Genomic DNA, 21,710 nt, shown 5'->3' with positions numbered 1-21,710 from the left:
GGTGGCCGACGCCGCGCTCTGGAAGCTGATCCCCGGCGGCGCGACGCCCTCGATGTGCGCGATGCTGGATGGCATCGACGGGCCGCTGCTGCCGCCGATCCGATCGGAGCTGTTCGGCCCGGACCGCTTCGCGCAGCACGGCCGCAGCCTCGGCGCGACCCACCGCGTGCAGGCCGATGCGCGCCACCCGATGGCGCCGTGGCGCTCGCTCGCGGCGGCCTTCGCGCCGACCTTCGTGCCCCGCCTGAAGAGCAACGTGCGGGTGCTGCGCCTGGCGCACGACTTCATCGGCACCCAGGCGGCCAGCGGCCACGACGTCAGCCCGGCGGCCGAATGGCTGCTCGACAACTTCCACCTGATCGAGGCCCAGCTCAAGGCCGTCCACGACGGCCTGCCACGGCGCTACTTCCGCAGCCTGCCGGTGCTGGTGGACCCGCCGCTGGCCGGCCTGCCGCGCATCTACGGCGTGGCCTGGGCGCACGTGGCGCACACCGACGGCGCCTTCGACGAGGACCTGCTGGTCCATTTCCTCAACGCCTACCAGGAGACCCGGCCGCTGAGCCTGCGCGAGCTGTGGGCGCTGCCGACCACGCTGCGGGTGGTGCTGATCGAGAACCTGCGCCGGCTGGCCGAGCGCGTGGCCACCAACAAGGCCGCCCGCGAGCTGGCCAACCGCTGCTGCGACCAGATCAGCCAGGGCCACGACGACTCGGCCTGGCTGGACCCGCTGCTGGCGCGGCTGAACCGGCGCGGCGCTGGCGCGGCCTTCCTGGCCCAGATGGCACAGCGCCTGCACGACATCGGCAGCTCCGGCAGCCTGCACCCGGCCAGCCGCCACCGCGAATGGCTGCAGCGCGTGCTGCCGCAGCCGGCGCAGCTGCTGGACCAGCAGCGCGCCGACCAGACCGCCGACAACCTCAGCGTCAGCAACGCGGTGCGTTCGCTGCGCGCGGTCGGCGATGCCGACTGGCCGGACATGGTCGCCCGCACCAGCGCGCTGATGCAGGCCATGCTGGCCTCGCCGGTGTTCGAGGCCGAGGACAGTGCCAGCCGAGATGCAACGCTGCACGGCATCGAGCCGCTGGCGCGGCGCAGCGGCCAGGACGAGGCCGGCGTCGCACGCAGCCTGCTCGCGCTGATGCGGACCGTCCACGAGGCCAACGAAGCCCATGCGGCCGACGACCCGCGTGCGCTGGCCGGCCACTGGCTGCAGGGCGCCGGCCGGCCGGTGCTGCTGCGGGCGCTCGGCCTGCGCGAGCCCTGGCGTTGGCTGTGGCGGCGACTGGCGCCCCGGCTGGCACTGCCGGCCTACCTGCTGACAGTGGCCGCCGGCAGCGCGGCCGGCGTGGCCTGGCTGCTGCCGGTCCACGCCGGTGCCGCCAGCGGCGGCTGGACCGCCCTGGCGGCGTTGTTCGCGCTGCTGATGGCCTTCCCGGCCTCGGAGGCGGTGATCGCGGTGATCCACCGCCTGATCAGCGAGTCGACCCGGCCCGGCCGCCTGCCGCGCTGCGCCTTCGCGCAGGGCCTGCCGGCCGAGCACCGGGTGCTGGTCGTGATCCCGACGATGCTGGGCGAGCCGGCCGCCCTGGACGCGCTGCTGCGCAGCCTGCGCCGCCACCACCTGGCCAACCCGGAACGCCACGCCCGCTACGCGCTGCTGACCGACTGGCCCGATGCGGCCGAGGCCGAGGTCCCCGGCGACGCCGAGCGCCTGGCCGCCGCCCGCGCCGGCATCGAGGCGCTCAACCGGCTGCACCCGCCGGAGGCTGCCGACCCGGCCAACGTGCCGGTGAACGCGCCGGTGAACGTGCCGATCAACGCGCCGGCCACCGCCCCGCGCTTCCTGCTGTTGCACCGAGCGCGCACCCACAGCATCGGCGAACAGGCCTGGATCGGCTGGGAGCGCAAGCGCGGCAAGCTCGAACAGCTGGTGCGGGCGCTGGCCACCGGCGACGCCTCGGCCTTCGTCGACCTGGGCGAGCTGTCGCGGCTGACGCCGGGCACGCGCCACCTGGTCACGCTCGACAGCGACACCCAGCTGCCGCCCGGCCGGCTGCGCGAGCTGGTGGGCATCGCCGCGCACCCGGCCAACGCGCCCCGGCTCGATGCCAGCGGGCGCCGGGTCGTGCGTGGCTACGGCATCCTGCAGCCGCGCGTGGTCACGCCGCTGCCTGCGGCGCAGTCGCTGACGCCCTTCCACGCGCTGTTCGCCGGCCAGTGCGGCCTGGACCCATACAGCGCCGCCTCGTCGGAGGTCTACCAGGACCTGCACGGCGAAGGCACGTTCAGCGGCAAGGGCCTGCTGCAGGTCGAGGCCGTGCATGCGGTGCTCGCCGGCCGTCTGCCCGAGGGCGAGGTGCTCAGCCACGACCTGCTGGAAGGCTCGATCGCGCGCTGCGCCCGGGTCAGCGACATCTCGCTGGTCGAGGAAGCGCCCAGCCATGCCGACCTGGCCGCCGCGCGGCTGCACCGCTGGACCCGTGGCGACTGGCAGCTGCTGCCCATCCTGCTGCGGCCGGGTCGCTACCCGATGGAGGCGGTCAACCGCTGGAAGATGCTCGACAACCTGCGCCGCTCGCTGGTCGCACCGATGACCTGGGCGATGGTGGTGCTGAGCTTCGGCATCGCGCTGCTCGCGCCGCCGTGGCCGGATGCGGCCGGCGCGCTGCGGCCCGCCGCCGCCGTGCTGCTGGCCGGCGCCGCTTTCGTCGCCGGACCGCTGCTGGGCGCGCTGGCCGGCCTGGTGCCCACCGGCACCGACCACGCCTGGCGACACCACCTGCGCCACGTCGGCGAGGACCTGCTGCGCGTGCTCGGGGGCGGCCTGTGGCACCTGGCCATGCTCCAGCAGCATGCGCTGGACGCGCTCGACGCGGTCGGTCGGGCCCTGCACCGCCTGCTGGTCAGCCGGCGCCACCTGCTGCAGTGGATGCCCAGCGGGCAGACCCGCGCCAGCCTGGGCCTGCGCGAGCTGCTGGCCGCGCACGCGCCGGCCTCGGCGCTGGCGCTGGTGATGCTGGCGGCCGTCGCCGGCGTGGCCTGGGCCCCGTCCTGGCTGACCTGCTGGCCGGCCGACCAGGCGCCGTCGGGCACGGCGCTGGCCTGGGCCGCTGGCGCCGCGCTGCTGTGGCTGGGCACGCCGCTGTGGACGCGCTGGGTCAGCCGGCCGCGACGGCCGCGCGCCTCGGCCGAGCTGACGCCCACCGGTCGCCACTATCTGCACGGCGTGGCGCGCGACAGCTGGCGGCTGTTCGAGCGCTGCGTCGGCCCGGCCGACCACCACCTGCCACCGGACAACCTGCAGACCGATCCGCAGGACCTGGTGGCGCACCGCACCTCGCCGACCAACATCGGCCTGTACCTGCTGAGTGCGGCCTGCGCGCGGGCCTTTGGCTGGATCGACTCGGCCGAGCTGGCCAGCCGCCTGGAGGCCACGCTCGACACGCTCGACCGGCTCGAACGCCACCGCGGCCACTTCCTCAACTGGTACGACACCGCGCAGGCCACGCCGCTGCTGCCGATGTACGTCTCCACGGTCGACAGCGGCAATCTCAGCGGTCACCTGCTGGCGCTGGCACAGGCCTGCCTGGACGAGATCGCCGAGCCCTGGCCAGCGCCGCAGCGGGCCGCGCTGGCCGGGCGCCTGCAGGCGCTGTCTCGGCGCTGCCAGCGGCTGGCCTGGGAGGCCGAGTTCGGCTTCCTGCACCACCGCAAGCGCCGCCTGCTGCACATCGGCTACCGCGTCGCCGAGCAGCAGCTCGATGCCGGCTTCTACGACCTGCTGGCCTCCGAATCGCGCCTGACCAGCCTGCTGGCCATCGCCAAGGGCGACGTGCCGGTGGCCCACTGGGCTGCGCTCGGCCGGCCCTTCTATGCGCTGGGCAGCCGCAGCGCGCTGCGCTCCTGGTCAGGCTCGATGTTCGAGTACCTGATGCCCACGCTGGTGCTGGCCGAGCCGCAGGGCAGCGTGCTGCGCGAGGCTTGCGGCTCGGCCATCCGCGAGCAGATCGCCTACGGCAACGCGCGGGGCGTGCCCTGGGGCATCTCCGAATGCGCCCATGCCGGACGTGACCACACGCTGACCTACCAGTACGCGCCCCAGGGCGTGCCACGCCTGGCGCTGCGCCGCACGCCGCCCGACGAGCTGGTCGTCGCGCCCTATGCCAGCGCGCTGGCGGCCCAACTGCTGCCGCACCTGGCCTGCCTGAACCTGATGGCGCTGGAGGACCTGTCGGCGCGCGGCGCCTGCGGCTTCGTCGACGCGCTGGACTACAGCCCTGCGCGGCTGACCGTGCTCGACGGTGGCGCGACGCGCGGCACGCCGGTGTCGACCTTCATGGCCCACCACCAGGGCATGACCATCGTGGCGCTGGCCAACGTGCTGCTGGACGGCCTGCCGCAGCGCTGGGGCATGGCCGATCCGCACCTGGACGCGGTGGCCTCGCTGCTGCACGAGCTGCCGCCGCGCGAGGTCTCCACCCTGGCCGCGCCGCCGGCGCTGCCGGACCTGCCGGCGCCGGGCACGCGCGCGCCGGTGCTGTTCCGCGAGGTCCTGCCCGGCGCGGCGGCGGTCGAACCGACCCATGCCTTCGGCAATGGCCGGCTCGGCATCACGCTGCGGGCCAACGGCTGCGGCACCAGCCGCTGGGGCGAGATCGGCCTGCATCGCCAGCGCGACGACGCGCTGCGCGACGCCCACGGCAGCTTCCTCTTCCTGCGCCGGCCGCGACCGGTGTCCTCGCCGGGCGGGCTGCTCGAACGGCTGGCACAGGAGCTGGTCGGGCCGCCGTCCGGCAGCTCGCTCCCGGCGCCGGCCGCGCAAGCCGCGCAAGCCGCACAGGCCGCACCGGCCGCGCTGGTCTCGCTGACCGCGCACCCCGCGCCCGATCCGCAGGCGGTCTACCGCAGCGTCTTCCATGCCGACCGGGTCAGCTTCGAGGCCGAATGGCCCGACCTGCTGGCGCAGACCACCGTCTGGGTCAGCCCGGAGGACGACGTCGAGTTCCGCCAGGTCGAGTGGCGCAACCTGGGCGACCAGGCCATCGAGATCGAGCTGGTCTCGGCCTTCGACGTGACCCTGTCCGACCCGCGCGCCGACGAGGCCCACCCCGCCTTCGGCAACCTGTTCGTCGGCGCGCGCTGGCTGCCGGCGGCCCGCGCGCTGCTGTTCGAGCGCAAGGCGCGGCTGGTGACCGAGCAGCCGGTGCACCTGGCCCATGTCGTGGCGGCCTGCGATCCCGCGCCGCTGGCCGTGCGGGTGCAGACCGGGAGGCTGGCCTGGCTGGGCCGGCCCGGCCGGGTCGACCGGCCGCAGGGCCTGCTGCAGCGCGCGCCGGCCGACGAATGCACGCTGGCGACCGGGCTGGACCCGGTCAGCGCGCTGGCGGTGACGCTGCGCGTGCCGGCGCACGGCAAGGCCCGCGTGACCTTCGCCACCGCCATCGCGACGCAGCAGGCGACGGTGCTGGCGATGGTCGACAAGTACCGCCAGCGCGAGCACGTGCGGCGGGCCTCGCTGATGTCGGCCACGCTGGCGGGCATCCGCCAGCGCAGCCTGGGCCTGGGCGCCGAGCCGGCCATGGCCGTGCAGTCGCTGACCACGGCCCTGCTGATGACGCTGACGGACGTGCAGGACAACGCCGCCGACGCGGACCTGGCCGGGCCGGTCGACGGCCACGCCCTGCTGCGCGACCGTCGCCGGCTGTGGCGGCTGGGCATTTCCGGTGACCGGCCCTGGCTGCTGGTCAGCGTCGGCGCGATGGCCGGCCTGGGCCTGGTGCGCGCGCTGGTGCAGGCCCTGCGCGGCTGGGCCTGGGCCGGCATCGCCTGCGACCTGGTCGTGATCGACACCGAGCCGGCCTCGTACCACATGAGCCTGCACCACGCGCTCAAGTCGCTGGCCGAACGCCACGGCGTGGACACCGCCACGCCCGGCCAGCCGGCCCGCACGGCGGTCCACCTGGTGCATGCCAGCGACCTCGACGACGACGACCGCCACACCCTGCGCCGCGGTGCCCGGGCCCGCTTCGTCAGCGACGGCCGGCCGCTGCTGCACCACGTGCAGGACTGGCTGTCACGTCATGAACTGGACCGGGCACAGCGGCGCAGCGTGGCGGCCTGGACGGTCGGGGCTGGCGCGGCGGAGGTGGACGCGGCGACGGCACCCGGCATCGTCGCCGCGTCGACCGGCCAGTTCATCGCCGGCCATGGCGAGTTCCGTTTCGATGTCGGGCCGCGCCTGCGCCCGCAGCGGCCCTGGGTCAACGTGCTGGCCAACCCCGCCTTCGGCTGCCTGGTCAGCGAGAGCGGCGCGGGCCACACCTGGGCCGGCAACAGCCGGCTGCACCAGCTCACCGCCTGGTCCAACGACGCGGTGGCCGATCCGCCCGGTGAGTGCTTCCTGCTGCAACTGCACGACGGCCGGCGCAGCTGGAGCCTCGCACCGTCGGCCTGGGGCGACCCGCAGGCGCGCTACCGCATCGCCCACGGCCAGGGCATCACCCGCATCGTCCACCGCATCCGCCACGACGGTGTCGAGCTGCTGGTCAGCGCGAGCTGGTGTGTCGACGCCGACCTGGCGCTCAAGCAGGTCCGCATCCAGCTGAGCCATGGCGACGCCGACCCGGACGCGGCCACGCTGTCGCTGCGACTGGTCGGCCTGGTCGAGTGGGTGATGGGCGCACGCCGGGCCGACCGCGCCAGCGTCGACTGCGCCATCGCCGCCACGCCCGGCCAGACGGTGCTGCTGGCCACGCAGGGCGAGCAGGCCGACGGCTTCGGCGGCGCGACCGCCTTCATGACCCTGCAACCGCTGGCGGACGCACCGGGCGAGGACCGCCCCGACTGGACCTGCGACCGGCGCGAGTTCCTCGACGACGACGGCCGCCTGGTGCTGCCCGAACGGCTGGGCCGCCGCAGCGGCCGCGCGCTGGACCCCTGCGCGGCGCTGTCGGTCGACCTGGCGCTGGCGCCCGGCCAGACGGTCGAGCGGGTCTTCCTGATCGGCCACGGCGACAGCCGCGCGGCGGCGCTGCGGCTGGCGCGTGGCGCCGTCGAGGTCTGCGCGGAGGTGCGCCAGGACGCGGCGCTGACGCGCTGGGACAGCCTGCTCGGCGCCGTCGAGGTGCGCACGCCCGATCCGCTGTTCGATGCCCTGGTCAACCGCTGGCTGGTCTACCAGAGCGTCGCCTGCCGCCTGTGGGCCAAGGCCGGCCACTACCAGGCCGGCGGCGCGACCGGCTTCCGCGACCAGCTGCAGGACACGCTGGCGCTGGCCTGGTCGGCCCCGGAGCTGCTGCGCCAGCAGATCCTGCTGTGCGCCTCGCGCCAGTACGCCACCGGCGACGTGCAGCACTGGTGGCACGCGCCGGGCGGCGCGGGCGTGCGCACGCGCTTCTCGGACGACCTGCTGTGGCTGCCGCATGCCTGCGCGCACCACCTCGCCCGGGTCGGCGACGACGGCCTGCTCGACGTCGTCGTGCCCTTCCTGGAAGGTGGCGAGATCCCGCCCGGCGCCGAGGACCTCTACGAGACGCCGCAGCCCGGCGCGCAAGCCGCCAGCGTCTACGAGCATGCCGCCCGCGCCATCGACCGCAGCCTGCGCAGCGGTGCGCACGGCCTGCCGCTGATGGGCAGCGGCGACTGGAACGACGGCATGAACCGGGTCGGCCACGAGGGCCGCGGCGAATCGGTCTGGCTGGCCTGGTTCCTGTGCGCGCTGGTGCGCGACGTCGCGCCGATCGCCCGGCAGCGCGGCGAGGCCGAACGCGCGCAGCGCTGGCAGGACGCCGCCGCCGGCTGGGCCGCCGCGCTCGACGGTCCGGCCTGGGACGGCCAGTGGTATCGGCGCGCCTTCTTCGACGACGGCTCGCCATTGGGCGCCAGCACCAACGCCGAGGCCCGCATCGACCTGATCGCCCAGGCCTGGTCGGTCTTCGCCGACGTGACGCCGCGCGAGCGCCAGCTGGCGGCCATGGACGCGGCGCAACGCCTGCTGGTCGACCCGGCGCTGGGCCTGACGCGGCTGCTGGACCCGCCGTTCGCGCGCTCCGAGCCCAGCCCCGGCTACATCCAGGCCTACCCGCCGGGCATCCGCGAGAACGGCGGCCAGTACACGCATGCCGCCGTCTGGGCGCTGATGGCGCAGGCCGAGCTGGCGCGTCGCCTGCGGGCCGACGACCCGGTCGCGGCGCAGCGACATGCCGACGCGGCCTGGCAGATCTGCACCGGCCTGAGCCCGGCGCACCGCTCGGCCGACCCGCTGCAAGGCCCGCGCTACCTGGCCGAGCCCTACGCGATCGCCGGCGACATCTACAGCCAGCCGCCCTGCGCCGGCCAGGCCGGCTGGAGCTGGTACACCGGCAGCGCCAGCTGGCTGCACCGGGCCGCGATCGAGTCCATCCTGGGCCTGCAGATGCATGCGACCCGCTTCTCGCTGGACCCCAGCCTGCCCTCTCACTGGCCCGGCGCCGAACTCACGCTGCGGCGCGGCGGGCTGACGCTGGCATTCGAGATCCGGCGCGTCAACGGCGACGACGTGGAGACGACCGACGCGACCCGCCTGGTCGCCGGGCAGTCCGTGCCCTGGCAGCACCTCAGCGGCCTGTGCCGCTACCGGCTCGACCTGCGCGACTGAGACCAGACTGCGCGGCGGCTAGAACAGCTGCCCCTGTCCGTCATCGACCACGGGACGGCGGCGACGCGACGGGCTGGCCGCTGGCGAGGTCTGCGGCGCGGTCGGCCGCGTCGTGGGCGCCAGCCCGCTGCGGCGCGAGCCGTGGCGCTGCTGGATCGCGTCGGCCTCCTCGCGCGCCGGCGCGGTCTGGCGCAGCCCGTACAGGCCGGCCTTGGCCTCGGCCAGGGCCGTGCGCTCGTCGACGATGGGCGGCGGGTAGGCGGCGCTGCCGAACTCCGGCACCCAGCGGCGCACGTGCAGGCCCTGCGGGTCATGGTCGCGGGCCTGCTTGGCCGGCGAGTAGACCCGCAGCGTGTTGATGCCGGTGGTGCCCGACTGCATCTGCATCTGGCTCCAGTGGATGCCGGGCTCGAAATCCAGGAACTGCCGCGCCAGGAACAGGCCGGGCTCGCGCCAGTGCAGGCCCAGGTGATAGGCCGCGAAGCTCACCAGCATCGCCCGCATGCGGAAGTTGAGCCAGCCGGTGGCGCGCAGCTGGCGCATGCAGGCATCGACCATCGGGTAGCCGGTGCGGCCCTCGCACCAGGCCTGCAGGCGCTCGCGGTCGACCGGGCCGGGATGCACGCCGTCGCCCGCACGCAGGCCGTCGACCACGCGGGCGAGGTTGCGGAACTCGAGGTCGGGCTGGTCTTCCAGCTTCTGCATGAAGTGGCAATGCCAGCGCAGCCGGCTGGCAAAGCCGCGCAGCGCATGGGCCAGCTCGCGGTCGGGCGTGCGGGCGATGCGGGCTTCGGTGGCCTGGTGCACGGCGCGCATCGAGACCGTGCCGAAGGCCAGGTGCTCGCTCAGGCGGCTGCAGCCGTCGACGGCGGTGAGCGGGCTGGACAGCGCGCGGCGGTAGTCGCGGCCGCGGCCAGCGAGGAAGCTGTCCAGCGTTGCCCAGGCGACCCGCTCGCCGGCCGGCGGCACCGGCGCGGCGGGTTCACCCAGGCCCAGCTCGCGCAGCGTCGGCAAGGGCGTGTGCGCCAGCGGCGCGGCGGCACGGAAGCCCGCCGGCATCGGCACTTCCGGCGCGTTCATGCGTTGTTCCCAGCGGCCGGCCCAGCCCAGGCGCGAGCGCAGCCGGCGCACCACGCCGGTCTGCGGCCATTCGGTCCAGGCGACGCCTTCAGCGCGGCACCAGGCGGCCACGGCGCGGTCTCGCGTGTAGCTCCAGCCGGGGCCGGTTTCCTCATGGCTGAAGAGGTGGGTGAAGGCGGTCTCGCGGCGCAGTTGCGCCAGCACGGCGGTCGCCTCGCCGACGCAGACGCGCAGCGGCAGGCCGCGCACGGCCAGGTCGTCGCGCAACAGGGCCACCGCGTCGAGCAGGTGGGCGACGTGGCGCGGGTCGCACTCGGGGCTGGCCAGCCAGGCCGGCTCGATCAGCACCAGCCCGAGCGCGCGGTCGGCCTGCGCGGCCTCGGCCAGCGGCGCGTGGTCGCGCAGGCGCAGGTCGCGCTTGAACCAGACCAGGGCGGTGCTGCCGGCCATGTCGGGACGGATCAGCGCAACGGCCTCACTTGACCAGCGGCCGCACGGTCGTGAAGCCGCCGTCGACCGCGATCACCTGGCCGGTCAGCCGCGCCGCGCCGTCGCCGAGCAGCCAGGCCATGGCGTCTGCCACCTGTTCGGCGGTCTGCACGCCGCCCAGCGGGTACTGGCGCGCGGCGCCCTCGCGCATGGCCGGGAGCTTGAGCATGCCGGCGGTCATCGGCGTGTCGGTCATGCCGGGCGCGACGGCGTTGATGCGCAGGCCCTGGGCCGCGTAGGTCGCCGCCGCGCTGCGCACCAGCGCCTCCACGCCGCCCTTGGCCGCCGCGATGGCCTCGTGGTTGGCCACGCCGATGCGCGCCACCACCGAGCTGGCGAACACCGCCGCGCCGGGGCCGCCCGCACGTGCGGCGATCCAGGCCTGCAGCATGAAGGCGGCGCTGTCGAGGTTGACGCGCATGACCTCGCTCCAGGCATCCGCACGGGTGCGGTGCAGCGGCGCGATCAGCGTGCTGCCCACGCAGTGCGCCAGCAGCGTCGGCGCGCCGCCCAGGGCCTCGGCACAGGCCGACACGGCCAGCGCCGCGCCGTCCGGCGTGGTGGTGTCGCTGACGATGCGCACATGGGCGTCGACGCCGGACAGCCGGTCGGCCGAGCGACCGACCGCGGCGATGCGGCAGCCGCGTTCGTGCAGCTGGCGCGCCAGGGCGCGGCCGATGCCGCCGCTGGCGCCGGTGATGAGGGCGATCTGGGTCATGGGGCGGATTCCTGTGGATGGATGTCGGAGGGATGGGCTTGCGGGTCTCAGGCCGGCAGCGCGCCGACCTCGCCTCGGCGGATCTGCGCGGCGCGGTCGGTCACGGCCTGGCGCTGGTCGGGGCTCAGGCGGGCCAGGTTCTTCACCTGCAGCGCCATGCGCGGATGGCGCGCCAGCAGGGCCTCGTGGCGCATCAGGAAGTCCCAGTAGAGCGTCGTGTAGGGGCAGGCGCGATCGCCGGCGCGTTCGCCCGGGTCGTAGCGGCAGCCCTGGCAATGGGGGCTCATGCGCTCGATGTAGCGGCCGGTGGCGATGTAGGGCTTGCTGCCCATCAGGCCGCCGTCGGCGTACTGGCTCATGCCCAGGGTGTTGGGCAGCTCGACCCACTCGACCGCGTCGACGTAGACCGCCAGATACCAGGCGTGGACCTGCTGCGGCTGCACGCCCAGCATCAGCGCATACAGGCCGGTCACCATCAGGCGCTGGATGTGGTGGGCGTAGCCGTGGCTCAGCGTCTGGGCCAGGGCGTCGTGCAGGCAGGCCATGTCGGTCCGGCCGGTCCAGAACCAGGCCGGCAGGTCCTCGTGCGCGGCGAGCGCGTTGGACTCGGCGTAGGCCGGCATGCGGGTCCAGTAGATGCCGCGCACGTACTCGCGCCAACCGAGGATCTGGCGGATGAAGCCTTCGACGCTTTCCAGCGGCGCCCGGCCCTCGCGCCAGGCCGTCTCGGCGGCGGCGACGACCTCGCGCGGGTTGAGCAGCTTGAGGTTCAGCGCGGCCGACAGGTGCGAGTGGTGCAGCCAGGGCTCGCCCGGCCACATCGCATCCTGGTGGCGGCCGAAGTGCGCCAGCCGCTCGTCGATGAAGGCCTGCAGGGCCTGCAGCGCCTGGTCCCGCGTGACCGGCCAGGCAAAGCTGTCGAGCTGGCCGGGATGGTCGGCAAAGCGCCGTTCGACCAGCGCCAGCACCTCGCGCGTCAGCGCATCGGGCTCGAAGGTGGCGCGCGGCGGCACCGCGCCCGGGCCGGACGGACCGAAGGCCTCCCGGTTGTCGGCATCGAAGTTCCACTGACCGCCGGCCGGCTCATCGCCGTCCATCAGCACCGCATGGCGGCGGCGCTGCTCGCGGTAGAAGTGCTCCATGCGCAGCGAGCGACGGCCCTGCGCGTGGGCGCGGAACTCGCGCACGGTGACGTAGAAGTGGCGGTCGTCGCGGATCTCCAGCGGCAGGCCCGCATGGGCCGCCTCGGCCTGGATGGCCTGCAGCACGCGCCAGTCGCCCGGCGCCGTCATCACCAGCCGCGTCGGCCGTAGCCGCGCCAGGTCGACGCGCAACTGGGCGGCCAGGCTGCCGGCGTTGTCCGCATCGTCCAGGCGGACGTGGTGCAGCGGTCGGCCGGCCTCCTCAAGTGCCTGCGCGAAGTGCCGCATGGCCGCGAGGAACATCGCGGTGCGCGGCTTGGACGACCAGACATGGGTCGATTCCTCGACCACCTCGGCCATCCAGGCGAGGTCGGTCGCGGCATCGAACCCGTCGAAGGCCGAGGCCGACAGGTCGAGCTGGTCGCCCAGCACGATCACCAGCGTGCGGACCCGAGCCAACGGCGTGTGGACCCTCGCCACCGGCGTTTGGACCCGAGCCAACGGCGTTTGGACATCACCCACGGGCGGCCTTCTGGCGCCGGCACGCGTCGGAGCAGAACTTCACCTCGGCCCAGTTCTTCGCCCAGCGTTTCCGCCAGGTCATGGTCAGGCCACAGGCCGCACAGGGCTTGCTGGGCAGCCCGGCCTTGTTGCCGCGGAAACCGGCGGGCGTCGGGCTCATGCCAGGGCCATCGGACGAGACAGCGGCATCGGTCGGGAGGTCGCCGCCAGCGCGGAGCCCCAGCCGATGGTCGAGGCCGATGACGCCGCCATGGCCGCGCCCAGCGCACGCGCCGAACGCCAGGCCCGCTCGACGCCCTCGGCCGCGACGGCGTCCTCGCCACCGCCCAGGAAGTCGCCGCAGACGCCCAGCGCCAGGCTCGCGTCCCACCAGCAGGACGACGCCGGCAGGTCGGCCGGTGGCTGGGCATAGCGCCAGCGATGCACCGTCGCATGCAGCCACTGCACCGGCTGGCCGAGCTGTGCGGCCAGCGCGGCCTGCAGCAGCGGCAGGACCTCCTCGGGCGTGCTCTCCAGGTGGTGCGCGCTCCAGTCGGCGCGGGCATGCGCGACCCACTGGGCCTGGCCGGGCGTGCAGGTCCGGCCAGGACGGGCATCGTTGCGCATCAGCCAGGCCAGCGGGCCGCTCGCCGGGCGGCTCAAGGCCCATTCGGGCGAGCGAAGCGCGCCGCTGCCGCGCAGGTCGGCCACACCCATGAGCGTCCAGCAAGGCTGCATCGGCACGCTGGCGGCCTGTGTCGACCAGTCGGCGCGGTGCGGCGCGATCAGCGGCGCGGCCTGTGCCGGCGGGATCGCCAGCACCACCGCGTCGTAGCCCGCGCCCAGCCCGGCGCCGTGCAGCACGCCGCCGGCCGACACCCGCCAGCCGGTCGGCGTGCGGTGCAGCGCGTCAACCGGCTGGCCCCAGGCGCACGGCAGGCCGTCGAGCAGGCGCCGGCTCGGCTCCGGCTGGTCGGGCATGGCGACGTGCAGCCGCTGGCCGGCCGGCAGCGTCCGGCTGCGGGGCGACAACACGGGCTCCCACGTCGCCATCCAGCCGGCCTGCACCGCCGCGTCCAGAAAGGCCTGGAAGCCGGCGCTGCGGGCCACCACGCCGGGCGCGCCGTGGTCCATGCGGGTGACCACCTCCTGCCCGGCCGGGTCGACCCAGGCCATGCGGCGCGTCGCCAGGCGGCCGCCGGCGCCGCGCGACTTGTCGAAGACCTGGACGCGGTGGCCGGCGCGCGTCAGGGTGCGGGCGGTCAGGGCACCGGCGAAACCGGCGCCGATCACGGCGATGTGCTTGGCATGTCGAGCTGTCATGCTGCGCATCCTAGTGATTTCCGACTCAACACCAAGTCATATCGAATTCAATGACACTCTAGACCGAACACTCGGCGTCAAATCCGATTCAATCCACCTTCCACCCAGCCGTGAGACCTGCATGACCCAGCCCATGACCTTCCACCGCAGCGGCGCCGTGGCGCGCATGCTGCGCATGCCGGTGGCGACGCTGCGGGTCTGGGAGCGCCGCTACGGCGTGACCCAGCCGCAGCTGTCACCCAGCGGACAGCGGCTCTATTCCGGCGACGACGTGCGGCGCCTGGCGTTGATCAAGCAACTGGCCGACCTGGGCCACGCCATCGGCAGCCTGGCACCGCTGGACATGGCGCAGCTGCAGCGGGTGGCGGCCACGCATGCGCAGACGCTGGCCTCGGGCCGCAAGGCTCAGGCGACGACCCGGCCGGCACGCACGGGCGGCAGCTTCCGGCTGCTGGTGATCGGCCCGGCACTGGCGACGCGCCTGCGGCGGCCGGCGCTGCTGCGGCGCATCGGCCAGCCGGTCGAGCTGCTCGGGCCGTTCGAGGACCTGGCCCAGGCGCTCGCGGCGCACGGCCAGGACGAGGTCGACGGCGTGCTGTTCCACCAGCCGCAGCTGCATGCCGGCTGGCTGGCCGAGGTCGATGCCCAGGCCCCCGACTGGACCGGGCTGCCGCGTGCGGTGCTGTATGGCTACGCGGCCGACGCGGTCTGCGACTGGCTCGCCGATGCCGGCCTGGCGCTGCTGCGCGAGCCGCAGCCCGATGCGGTGCTGGGGCCGTGGCTGGCCCGGCTGACGGGCCCGGCCGCCGCCACCGCGACCGGGGCTGACACGCCGCCTGCGGCTGGCCTGCCCGAGTCCGGCCCGGTGCCACCCCGCCGCTGGGACGACGCGGCCCTGGCCGACTTTGCCGGGCTGTCGTCGACCATCGCCTGCGAGTGCCCGAGCCACATCGCCGAGCTGCTGGTGCAGCTCTCGCGCTTCGAGGCCTACAGCGCCGAATGCGCCCACCGCAGCGCGGCAGACGCTGCCCTGCACCAGCACCTGCAGCAGGTCACGGCCGGTTCACGCGCCCGCTTCGAGGACGCGCTGGAACGGGTCGCGCGTCATGAGGGCCTGCTGCTGCCCGGCACCGCGGCGGGCTGAGGCCGCACACCGGCGCCGGCCGCGTGTGGCGTCCGCTCAGGCGGCGATGCGGAAGGCGCCGACCGCCTGCACCAGGCGCTGGGCCTGCTGCTGAAGGCTCTGCGCGGCAGCGGCGCTCTGCTCGACCAGTGCGGCGTTCTGCTGCGTCGCGTGGTCCATGTGGGCGACCGCCTCGCCGACCTGGCTGATGCCGCCGCCCTGTTCGACGCTGGCCTCGGAGATCTCGCCGACGATGTCGCTGACGCGCCGGATCGACGCGACGATCTCGTCCATGGTCTGGCCGGCGGTGTCGACCAGGCGCGTGCCCTGCTCGACCTGGTCGACGCTGCGGGTGATCAGGGTCTTGATCTCGCGCGCGGCCTCGGCGCTGCGCTGGGCGAGGTTGCGAACCTCGCTGGCCACGACCGCGAAACCGCGGCCCTGCTCGCCGGCCCGGGCGGCTTCGACCGCCGCGTTCAGGGCCAGGATGTTGGTCTGGAAGGCGATGCCGTCGATCACCGAGATGATGTCGGCGATCTTCTTGCTGCTGTCGTTGATGCCGCGCATCGTCGAGACGACCTGGCCGACCACCTCGCCGCCCTGGCTGGCAACCTCGGAGGCGCCGAGCGCCAGCTGGTTCGCCTGACGGGCGTTGTCGGTGTTGTTGCGCACCGTCGCGCTCAGTTCCTCCATCGTCGCGGCGGTCTGCTGCAGCGCGCTGGCCTGCTGCTCGGTGCGCTGGCTCAGGTCGCTGTTGCCCTGCGCGATCTGGGTGCTGGCGGTCGCGACCTCGTCGGCGTTGTGCTTCACCTCCTGCACGATGCGGCCGAAGCTGGACTGCATCGCCGCCATCGCGTCGAGCAGCCGGCGGGTCTCGTCGTTGCCTTTGGGGTGGATGCGCACGCCGAGGTCACCCTGGGCAATCTGCACCGCGACGTCGACCGCATGGCCCATGGGGGCGACCATGCGCCGCGCCAGCAGCAGCGCGCCGGCCAGCATGGACAGGGTCGCGACGGCCAGGCCGGCCAGCGTGATCCAGAAGGCCTGGTGAGCGGCGGCGGTGGCCGCCTCGGCGGTCTGCGTGCCATCGGCCTCGATGAGTTCGCTGACGGCCGCCAGCGAGCCCTCGAGTTCCTCGAAGGACCGCTGCAGCCGCGGGAGCTCCTGGCGGGCCAGCCCGACATCGACGGCCGCATGGCGCACGACAAGCTGCGCGACCTCGAAGTAGGCCTCCACCTGCGGCTTGGCGGCCAGCAGCGCGGCCGTCGCCTCGGTGCTGATGTCGGCGGCCTCCAGCTTGTCCATCGCCTCCTGCATCGTCTTGCGATGCTCGCCGAGCGCCTGGGCGGCGCGCGCGATGCGGCCGTCGTCCTTCTCCAGCGCGCCCATCATGGCCAGCTGGCTGTCACCGCGGATGGCGTCATGCATCATGTCGATGACCTGGCTGGCCTGCAGCGCGTGCGAGGCATCGATCGACCGTGTCACCGCCTGGTCGACGCGGTGCGTGCCGAACAGGCCCATCCCGCCGGCAAACATGGCCGAGAGGGCACCCGCACAGCCGAGCAGCAGGATCTGGGTACGCAACTTCATGGGGACACTCCTCGTTCCGCCTCCCCGGCGGTGACCGTAGACAGGCACCGATCGTCTTGATCGACCTCAAGGCCGACCCGACAGATTCATGCCAGGAGAGTCCGATTGTTCGAACCCGGCGATCGGTCGATCGCCGCAGTTCAGGGTGAAAGTGTGCCCATATCGGGCCGCAAGCCTCGCCGGCAGGCGTCAATCCGCGACCGGATGCCCCAGCAGGTGTCCCAGGCGGTCGCGCTTGGTGCCCAGATAGGCCGCGTTCTCCGGGTGCTCGCCGGCCTCGTGCGGCTCGCGGGCGACCACCTCCAGGCCCTGTTCGCGCAGCGCCAGCAGCTTGAGCGGGTTGTTGCTCATCAGCCGGACCGACCGCGCGCCCAGGTGCTGCAGGATGGCGGCCGCCGCCTCGTAGCGGCGCGCGTCGACCGGGTGGCCGAGCGCGAGGTTGGCGTCGACCGTGTCCATGCCCTGGTCCTGCAGTGCGTAGGCGCGCAGCTTGTCGATCAGGCCGATGCCGCGGCCCTCGTGGCCGCGCATGTAGATCACCACGCCAAGGCCTTCGGCGGCGATGCGGTCCAGCGCCTTGTGCAGCTGCGGGCCGCAGTCGCAGCGCAGCGATCCGATGATGTCGCCGGTGAAGCATTCGGAGTGCACCCGCACCAGCACGCCCGGCACCGACAGGTCGCCGCAGTGGATGGCCAGGTGCTCGACGCCGGTGCGGCTCTCGATGAAGGCCGAGAGCTGGAACATGCCGTGCGAGGTCGGCATGCGCACGCTCGGGCCGACGCGCACGCAGGGCGCGTCGCCCTCGTCGGCGGGGCTGGGAACGGACTCGGTACGAACGGCGGGGGTCATCAGGGGATCAGGGTTCATCGCAGCCCGGCATTGTCCGGTGTTTGGCATGACGGGGTGATGCCGCCCGGTCGGCAGGCTCGCGCGGCGGGCCCCACCGCAGGGCGACGAGGCATCATCGCGCCCCTGTCCTGCCAGGAATGCACCTTGAACGCCAACCCCGATCCGGGCCACGCCCCAGCCGCCCCGACCTTCTGGCAGGCCTTCGTCTACTGGCTGCGGCTGGGCTTCATCAGCTTCGGCGGGCCAGCCGGGCAGATCGCGCTGATGCACGAGGACCTGGTCGAGCGGCGCCGCTGGATCTCCGAGCGGCGCTACCTGCATGCGCTGAACTACTGCATGGTCCTGCCCGGTCCGGAGGCGCAGCAGCTGGCCACCTACATCGGCTGGCTGATGCACCGGACCTGGGGCGGCATCGTCGCGGGCGGGCTGTTCGTGCTGCCCTCGCTGCTGATCCTGATCGGCCTGAGCTGGCTCTACATGGCCTGGGGCCATGTGCCGGCGGTGGCCAGCGTGCTGGACGGCATCAAGCCGGCGGTGACGGCGATCGTGCTGGCGGCGGCGGTGCGCATCGGCAGCCGGGCACTGAAGAACCGCTGGCTGTGGGGCATCGCGGCGGCGGCCTTCGTGGCGATCTTCGCGCTGGGCCTGCCCTTCCCGCTGATCGTGCTGCTGGCCGGGCTGGCCGGGTACCTCGGTGGACGCTGGAAGCCGCAGCACTTCGCCCTCGGCGGGGGGCATGGCCAGTCGACCGCCGCAGCCGGTCCGGCGGTGATCGACGACGACACGCCGACGCCCGAGCATGCCCGCTTCAGCTGGGGCCGCGCGGTGCGCGTCGTCGCGGTCTGCGTCGGCCTGTGGATCGCCGCGATGGCCGTGCTGATCGGCCTGCTCGGCTGGGACGCGGTGCTCACGCAGATGGCCTGGTTCTTCACCAAGGCAGCGTTGCTGACCTTTGGCGGCGCCTACGCGGTGCTGCCCTACGTCTACCAGGGCGCGGTCGAGCACTTCCAGTGGCTCAGCGCGACGCAGATGATCGACGGCCTCGCGCTGGGCGAGACCACGCCCGGCCCGCTGATCATGGTGGTGTCCTTCGTCGGCTTCGTCGGCGGCTGGACGAAGCAGATCCTCGGCCCGGACGCGCCACTGCTGGCCGGCGTGGTGGCGGCCTCGCTGGTGACCTTCTTCACCTTCCTGCCGTCGTTCTTCTTCATCTTCCTCGGCGGCCCCTTCATCGAGACCACGCACGGCAAGCTCGGCTTCACCGCGCCGCTGACCGGCATCACCGCCGCGGTGGTCGGCGTGATCGTCAACCTGGCCCTGTTCTTTGCCCTGCACGTGCTGTGGCCGGACGGCCTGGGCGGCCGCTTCGCGTGGCCGGCCGCCGTGATCGGCGCGGCGGCCGGCGTGGCCCTGATCCGCTTCAAGGTCGGCGTGATCCCGGTCGTGCTGGCCTCCGGGCTGGCGGGTTGGCTGCTCTCGTGGGGGCCGTGGATGCCGACACCCTGAAGGGTTCACAGCGCTGTCATCGCCCCACCGGAAGGTCGTCCGCGCGCGTCGGGGGTCGTCGGGGGTCGACATCACCAAGGACGACGGCGGCCTCTTCGGCAGCTGAGGGCGCGGAGGGCCGGCGCGCCCGCCTGCACCGGCAACGGTGGTCCCCGGCTCGGCCTTCAGCCGCCCACCGTCGCTGCCGGCTCGGCGACCTGGGCGGGCCGGACGTCCCGGTCCGCCCGGTACTTCTTGAGCGTGTCGATGGCCGCATCCAGCGTCGCACCCGCCTTGCCGGACAAGGAGTCCGCGTGGATGCGCAGGCGCTGGTGGCGACGCACCTGCGGGTTCCAGGCCAGCTTGTAGGCCTCGTCGTCTCCGAGGAAGTCGTATTCGATGACGGCGGCGTCGTCGAAGTAGCGACGCAAGGTGCCGGCCAGCAACATGCGTCCCGGCGCGAGCCGGTCATGGGCCTGATCGTGGCTGGACTTGACGCCGTAGACACGCCCGCTGCTGCGCAGGTCGATGGCGTGCGCGATCGGCACCCCGTCCTTGCAGAGCACATGGCCGATCACCTGGCCGGCCTGGCCCAGGCTGTGCAAGAGGCTGCGGTAGAAGCGCTCCTCCCAGTCACGCGTCGAGATCGCGCTGCCAGCGGCATGCTTCCAGCTGCGTCGCTCGATGGACAGGACCGCCTCCAGCAGCGCCGGCATGCGGTCCACCGTCTCGAAGGTCGACCAGGTCAGGCCACCGCCCGGCGCCAGCCCGGCATCCAGTTCGCGCAGGGCGACCCGCACGTTGCGGCGCATGTTGTTCGACAAGGACGGCAGCATCTCGGCCAGCGTGCCGCTGCGGGGCAGCCACGGCGAGCGGTGCATGGGCTCGATCACCTGCCGCACGCCGGTCCGCGTGGCCCACTGCCGCCAGTCGGCCAGGGCGGCGTCATCGTCGACCAGCGCGTCGATCTCCAGCCAGTCCCAGGCCAGACGCTGGGACTGCAGCAGTGTCCAGGCCTGCTCCCTCGCCACAGCCTCGTCGACCGCCAGCATGCCTTCGTGCAGGCCGTAGAGGTTGAGCAAGGGACCGAGCTTGCGCCAGCTCATCCCCGCACGCCGCACGCGCTGTCGCCTCAACGGCCAGACCCAGGCCAGGGCACCGTCCTGGTCGTGGCCCGTCGCCAGCAGCAGCTCCTGGCGGTCGACCGCATGGCCCACGATCAGTGCCTCGGCCCAGTCCGGACCCAGGTCGGGACGGGCGCCCTGCTCGCGCCAGAGCGCGCGCCAGGCCTCGGCCAGGCGGGGCATGGCATCGGACCAGGTCAGGAGCTGGGCATGGGGCTTGGACATCGGCAAGGTGGCGGCTGGGGACGCTGCGGATTGTCCTGAGCGATGGCGCCAGTCCATGCCTTGCACGCGAGCGGACGAGACCAGGTTGCGCGACTTCCTGCACGCAGGCGATGGCGGCGTGGCGCCAGCCGCCGGCCTCGGGTTCAGTCGTCCCGCGCGGCCAGCGTGACGCCGGCATCGGCCGTGTCCGGCGGGGTGGCCGGTGCGGCGGGCGGTGCGGCATGCCGACGCAGCGACTTCAGGCGCGCCAGCACGTCGTCGAGCGCACGCGCCAGTCGCCCGCGTGGCGAGGCCGCGTGCAGGCGCAGGCGCAGGTGATCGCGCGTGGTCGCGGTCCACTGCAGCTTGTAGGCCTCGGCCTCGCCGAGGAAGTCGAACTCGGTCACGCCGTCGGCCAGGTACTGGTCGAGCCGGCCGACCATCAGCAGCACGCCCGGCCTGAGCCGCGCGTGGTTCATGTCGTAGGTCCACTTGACGCCGTAGACGCGCGCGCCGCAGCGCAGGTCGATGCTGTGACCGACCGGCAGGCCGTCCTGGAACAGCACCGTGCAGACGGTCTGGCCTTCGGCCGCGAGGCCAGGCAGCAGGCTGGCGTAGAAGCCGGTTTCCCACTCACGCGAGGTGATCGCGGTGCCCTCGGCATGCTTCCAGCTGTGCAGCTCGACCTGCCGCGCGAGCGCGAAGTAGGCATCCATCTCCTCGGGCCGGGTGTACTGGCGCCAGGCCAGCGCACCGCCCGGCGCGCAGCCACGCTGGAGTTCGCGGCGGCGGGCGCGGATCTTCTCGCGGAAGTTGCGCGAACGCTGCGTGATCAACGCGTCGAGCGTGCCCTCGTGCCGCAGGTAGGGCGAGCGGTGGATGGCCACGCTGCGCAGGCCGGCGTCGTCGCGCGCGGCCAGTGCCTGCCACTGCGCATGCTCGGCGCTGCCGGCGACGACGCTGTCGACCTCGAACCAGTCCCAGCGCAGCGGCTGGCGCTGCAGCGCGGTCCAGGCCTGTTCCCGGGCCTGATGTGCCGAGGCCTCGTCGCCCCCGGCGCAGAGCAGGCCGCTGTGCAGCGTGTAGACATTGTTGAGTGGCCCCAGCACCGACCAGCGCAGTCCCGCACGGCGCACCGAGCGGCGGCGCAGCGGCCAGACCCAGCGCAGTCGAGCCGCATCCGTATCCGCATCCGCATCAACACCGGCCCGCGCATCGTCCGACCAGCCCACCAGCACATGCAGTTCGGACGGATCGATCCGGTGGCCCGACACCAGCGCCTCGGCCCAGGTCGGGCCGAGGTCCGGCACGGCGCCGCTCGCTCGCCAGAGCTGCAGCCAGGCGGTGCGGTGGCGGGCCAGCATCTCGGGCCAGGCGATCAGGTCGGTCGTCGTGCGCGCGGCGGTCATGTCGGGGGCTGGCTCCTGTGCGGAAGGCGTCGCCCGCA

At 73.7% G+C, this 21,710-nt stretch carries 12 protein-coding genes; 3 read left to right on the top strand and 9 right to left on the bottom strand.

Translation table 11 applies throughout. The annotated features are described in order from the left end of the window. The first annotated feature begins 1 nt into the window (after nucleotide 1). Entirely contained in the window at nucleotides 2-8,635 is an 8,634-nt protein-coding gene (locus Q8X39_RS19305; RefSeq protein WP_305751330.1) for a GH36-type glycosyl hydrolase domain-containing protein, read from the top strand. Between the two features lie 18 nt (nucleotides 8,636-8,653). On the opposite strand, the gene Q8X39_RS19300 is transcribed toward Q8X39_RS19305, so the two are convergent. Genes Q8X39_RS19300 through Q8X39_RS19280 form a run of 5 tightly spaced genes read right to left on the bottom strand, consistent with a single transcriptional unit; the run spans nucleotide 8,654 to nucleotide 13,888 of the window. Next, entirely contained in the window at nucleotides 8,654-10,165 is a 1,512-nt protein-coding gene (locus Q8X39_RS19300) for an FAD-binding domain-containing protein (protein WP_305751329.1), read from the bottom strand. Between the two features lie 25 nt (nucleotides 10,166-10,190). Continuing rightward, complete coding sequence (locus Q8X39_RS19295) at nucleotides 10,191-10,922, bottom strand: SDR family NAD(P)-dependent oxidoreductase (RefSeq protein WP_305751328.1); 732 nt, start codon at nucleotides 10,920-10,922, stop codon at nucleotides 10,191-10,193. A 47-nt stretch (nucleotides 10,923-10,969) separates the two neighbouring features. Next, entirely contained in the window at nucleotides 10,970-12,523 is a 1,554-nt protein-coding gene (locus Q8X39_RS19290) for a cryptochrome/photolyase family protein (RefSeq protein ID WP_305751327.1), read from the bottom strand. Nucleotides 12,524-12,578: 55 nt separating this feature from the next. Continuing rightward, a complete protein-coding gene (locus Q8X39_RS19285) occupies nucleotides 12,579-12,746 on the bottom strand; it encodes a DUF2256 domain-containing protein (protein ID WP_305751326.1) in 168 nt (55 codons plus the stop codon). Beyond that, the gene (locus Q8X39_RS19280) at nucleotides 12,743-13,888 is read right to left on the bottom strand and encodes an NAD(P)/FAD-dependent oxidoreductase (protein ID WP_305751325.1); all 1,146 of its coding nucleotides are present in this window, start codon (nucleotides 13,886-13,888) and stop codon (nucleotides 12,743-12,745) included. Before Q8X39_RS19280 ends, Q8X39_RS19285 begins: the two co-directional genes overlap by 4 nt. Nucleotides 13,889-14,009: 121 nt before the next feature. Between Q8X39_RS19280 and Q8X39_RS19275 the strand changes: the two genes are divergently transcribed. Beyond that, nucleotides 14,010-15,032, top strand: a complete 1,023-nt coding sequence (locus tag Q8X39_RS19275) for a MerR family transcriptional regulator (protein WP_305751324.1) — start codon at nucleotides 14,010-14,012, stop codon at nucleotides 15,030-15,032. 36 nt (nucleotides 15,033-15,068) lie between these two features. Here Q8X39_RS19275 and Q8X39_RS19270 read toward each other — a convergent pair whose 3' ends face one another. Further along, nucleotides 15,069-16,601, bottom strand: a complete 1,533-nt coding sequence (locus tag Q8X39_RS19270; protein WP_305751323.1) for a methyl-accepting chemotaxis protein — start codon at nucleotides 16,599-16,601, stop codon at nucleotides 15,069-15,071. A 189-nt stretch (nucleotides 16,602-16,790) separates the two neighbouring features. Beyond that, complete coding sequence (gene ribA, locus Q8X39_RS19265) at nucleotides 16,791-17,450, bottom strand: GTP cyclohydrolase II (protein ID WP_305751322.1); 660 nt, start codon at nucleotides 17,448-17,450, stop codon at nucleotides 16,791-16,793. A gap of 144 nt (nucleotides 17,451-17,594) precedes the next feature. Between ribA and chrA the strand changes: the two genes are divergently transcribed. Then, nucleotides 17,595-18,956, top strand: a complete 1,362-nt coding sequence (chrA, locus tag Q8X39_RS19260) for a chromate efflux transporter (RefSeq protein ID WP_305751321.1) — start codon at nucleotides 17,595-17,597, stop codon at nucleotides 18,954-18,956. 164 nt (nucleotides 18,957-19,120) lie between these two features. Here the strand turns inward: chrA and Q8X39_RS19255 are convergent, their stop codons facing one another. Next, a complete protein-coding gene (locus Q8X39_RS19255; RefSeq protein ID WP_305751320.1) occupies nucleotides 19,121-20,284 on the bottom strand; it encodes a GNAT family N-acetyltransferase in 1,164 nt (387 codons plus the stop codon). Between the two features lie 143 nt (nucleotides 20,285-20,427). Next, nucleotides 20,428-21,672 (bottom strand): GNAT family N-acetyltransferase, encoded by a 1,245-nt coding sequence (locus Q8X39_RS19250; protein ID WP_305751319.1) that lies wholly within the window; start codon nucleotides 21,670-21,672, stop codon nucleotides 20,428-20,430. Nucleotides 21,673-21,710: the final 38 nt, after the last annotated feature.

The organism is Leptothrix discophora (assembly GCF_030705305.1).
In the GTDB taxonomy this organism is placed as follows: domain Bacteria; phylum Pseudomonadota; class Gammaproteobacteria; order Burkholderiales; family Burkholderiaceae_C; genus Sphaerotilus; species Sphaerotilus discophorus.
Note: the sequence above shows the minus strand (reverse complement) of the source record. Positions and strands in the feature narration are given on the sequence as shown.

Coding starts and splice junctions, on each gene's coding strand:
- Q8X39_RS19300 (WP_305751329.1), bottom strand. CDS start 10,165: ATGGCCGGCAGCACCGCCCTGGTCTGGTTCAAGCGCGACCTGCGCCTG.
- Q8X39_RS19295 (WP_305751328.1), bottom strand. CDS start 10,922: ATGACCCAGATCGCCCTCATCACCGGCGCCAGCGGCGGCATCGGCCGC.
- Q8X39_RS19285 (WP_305751326.1), bottom strand. CDS start 12,746: ATGAGCCCGACGCCCGCCGGTTTCCGCGGCAACAAGGCCGGGCTGCCC.
- Q8X39_RS19280 (WP_305751325.1), bottom strand. CDS start 13,888: ATGACAGCTCGACATGCCAAGCACATCGCCGTGATCGGCGCCGGTTTC.
- Q8X39_RS19275 (WP_305751324.1), top strand. CDS start 14,010: ATGACCCAGCCCATGACCTTCCACCGCAGCGGCGCCGTGGCGCGCATG.
- Q8X39_RS19270 (WP_305751323.1), bottom strand. CDS start 16,601: ATGAAGTTGCGTACCCAGATCCTGCTGCTCGGCTGTGCGGGTGCCCTC.
- ribA (WP_305751322.1), bottom strand. CDS start 17,450: ATGACCCCCGCCGTTCGTACCGAGTCCGTTCCCAGCCCCGCCGACGAG.
- Q8X39_RS19255 (WP_305751320.1), bottom strand. CDS start 20,284: ATGTCCAAGCCCCATGCCCAGCTCCTGACCTGGTCCGATGCCATGCCC.
- Q8X39_RS19250 (WP_305751319.1), bottom strand. CDS start 21,672: ATGACCGCCGCGCGCACGACGACCGACCTGATCGCCTGGCCCGAGATG.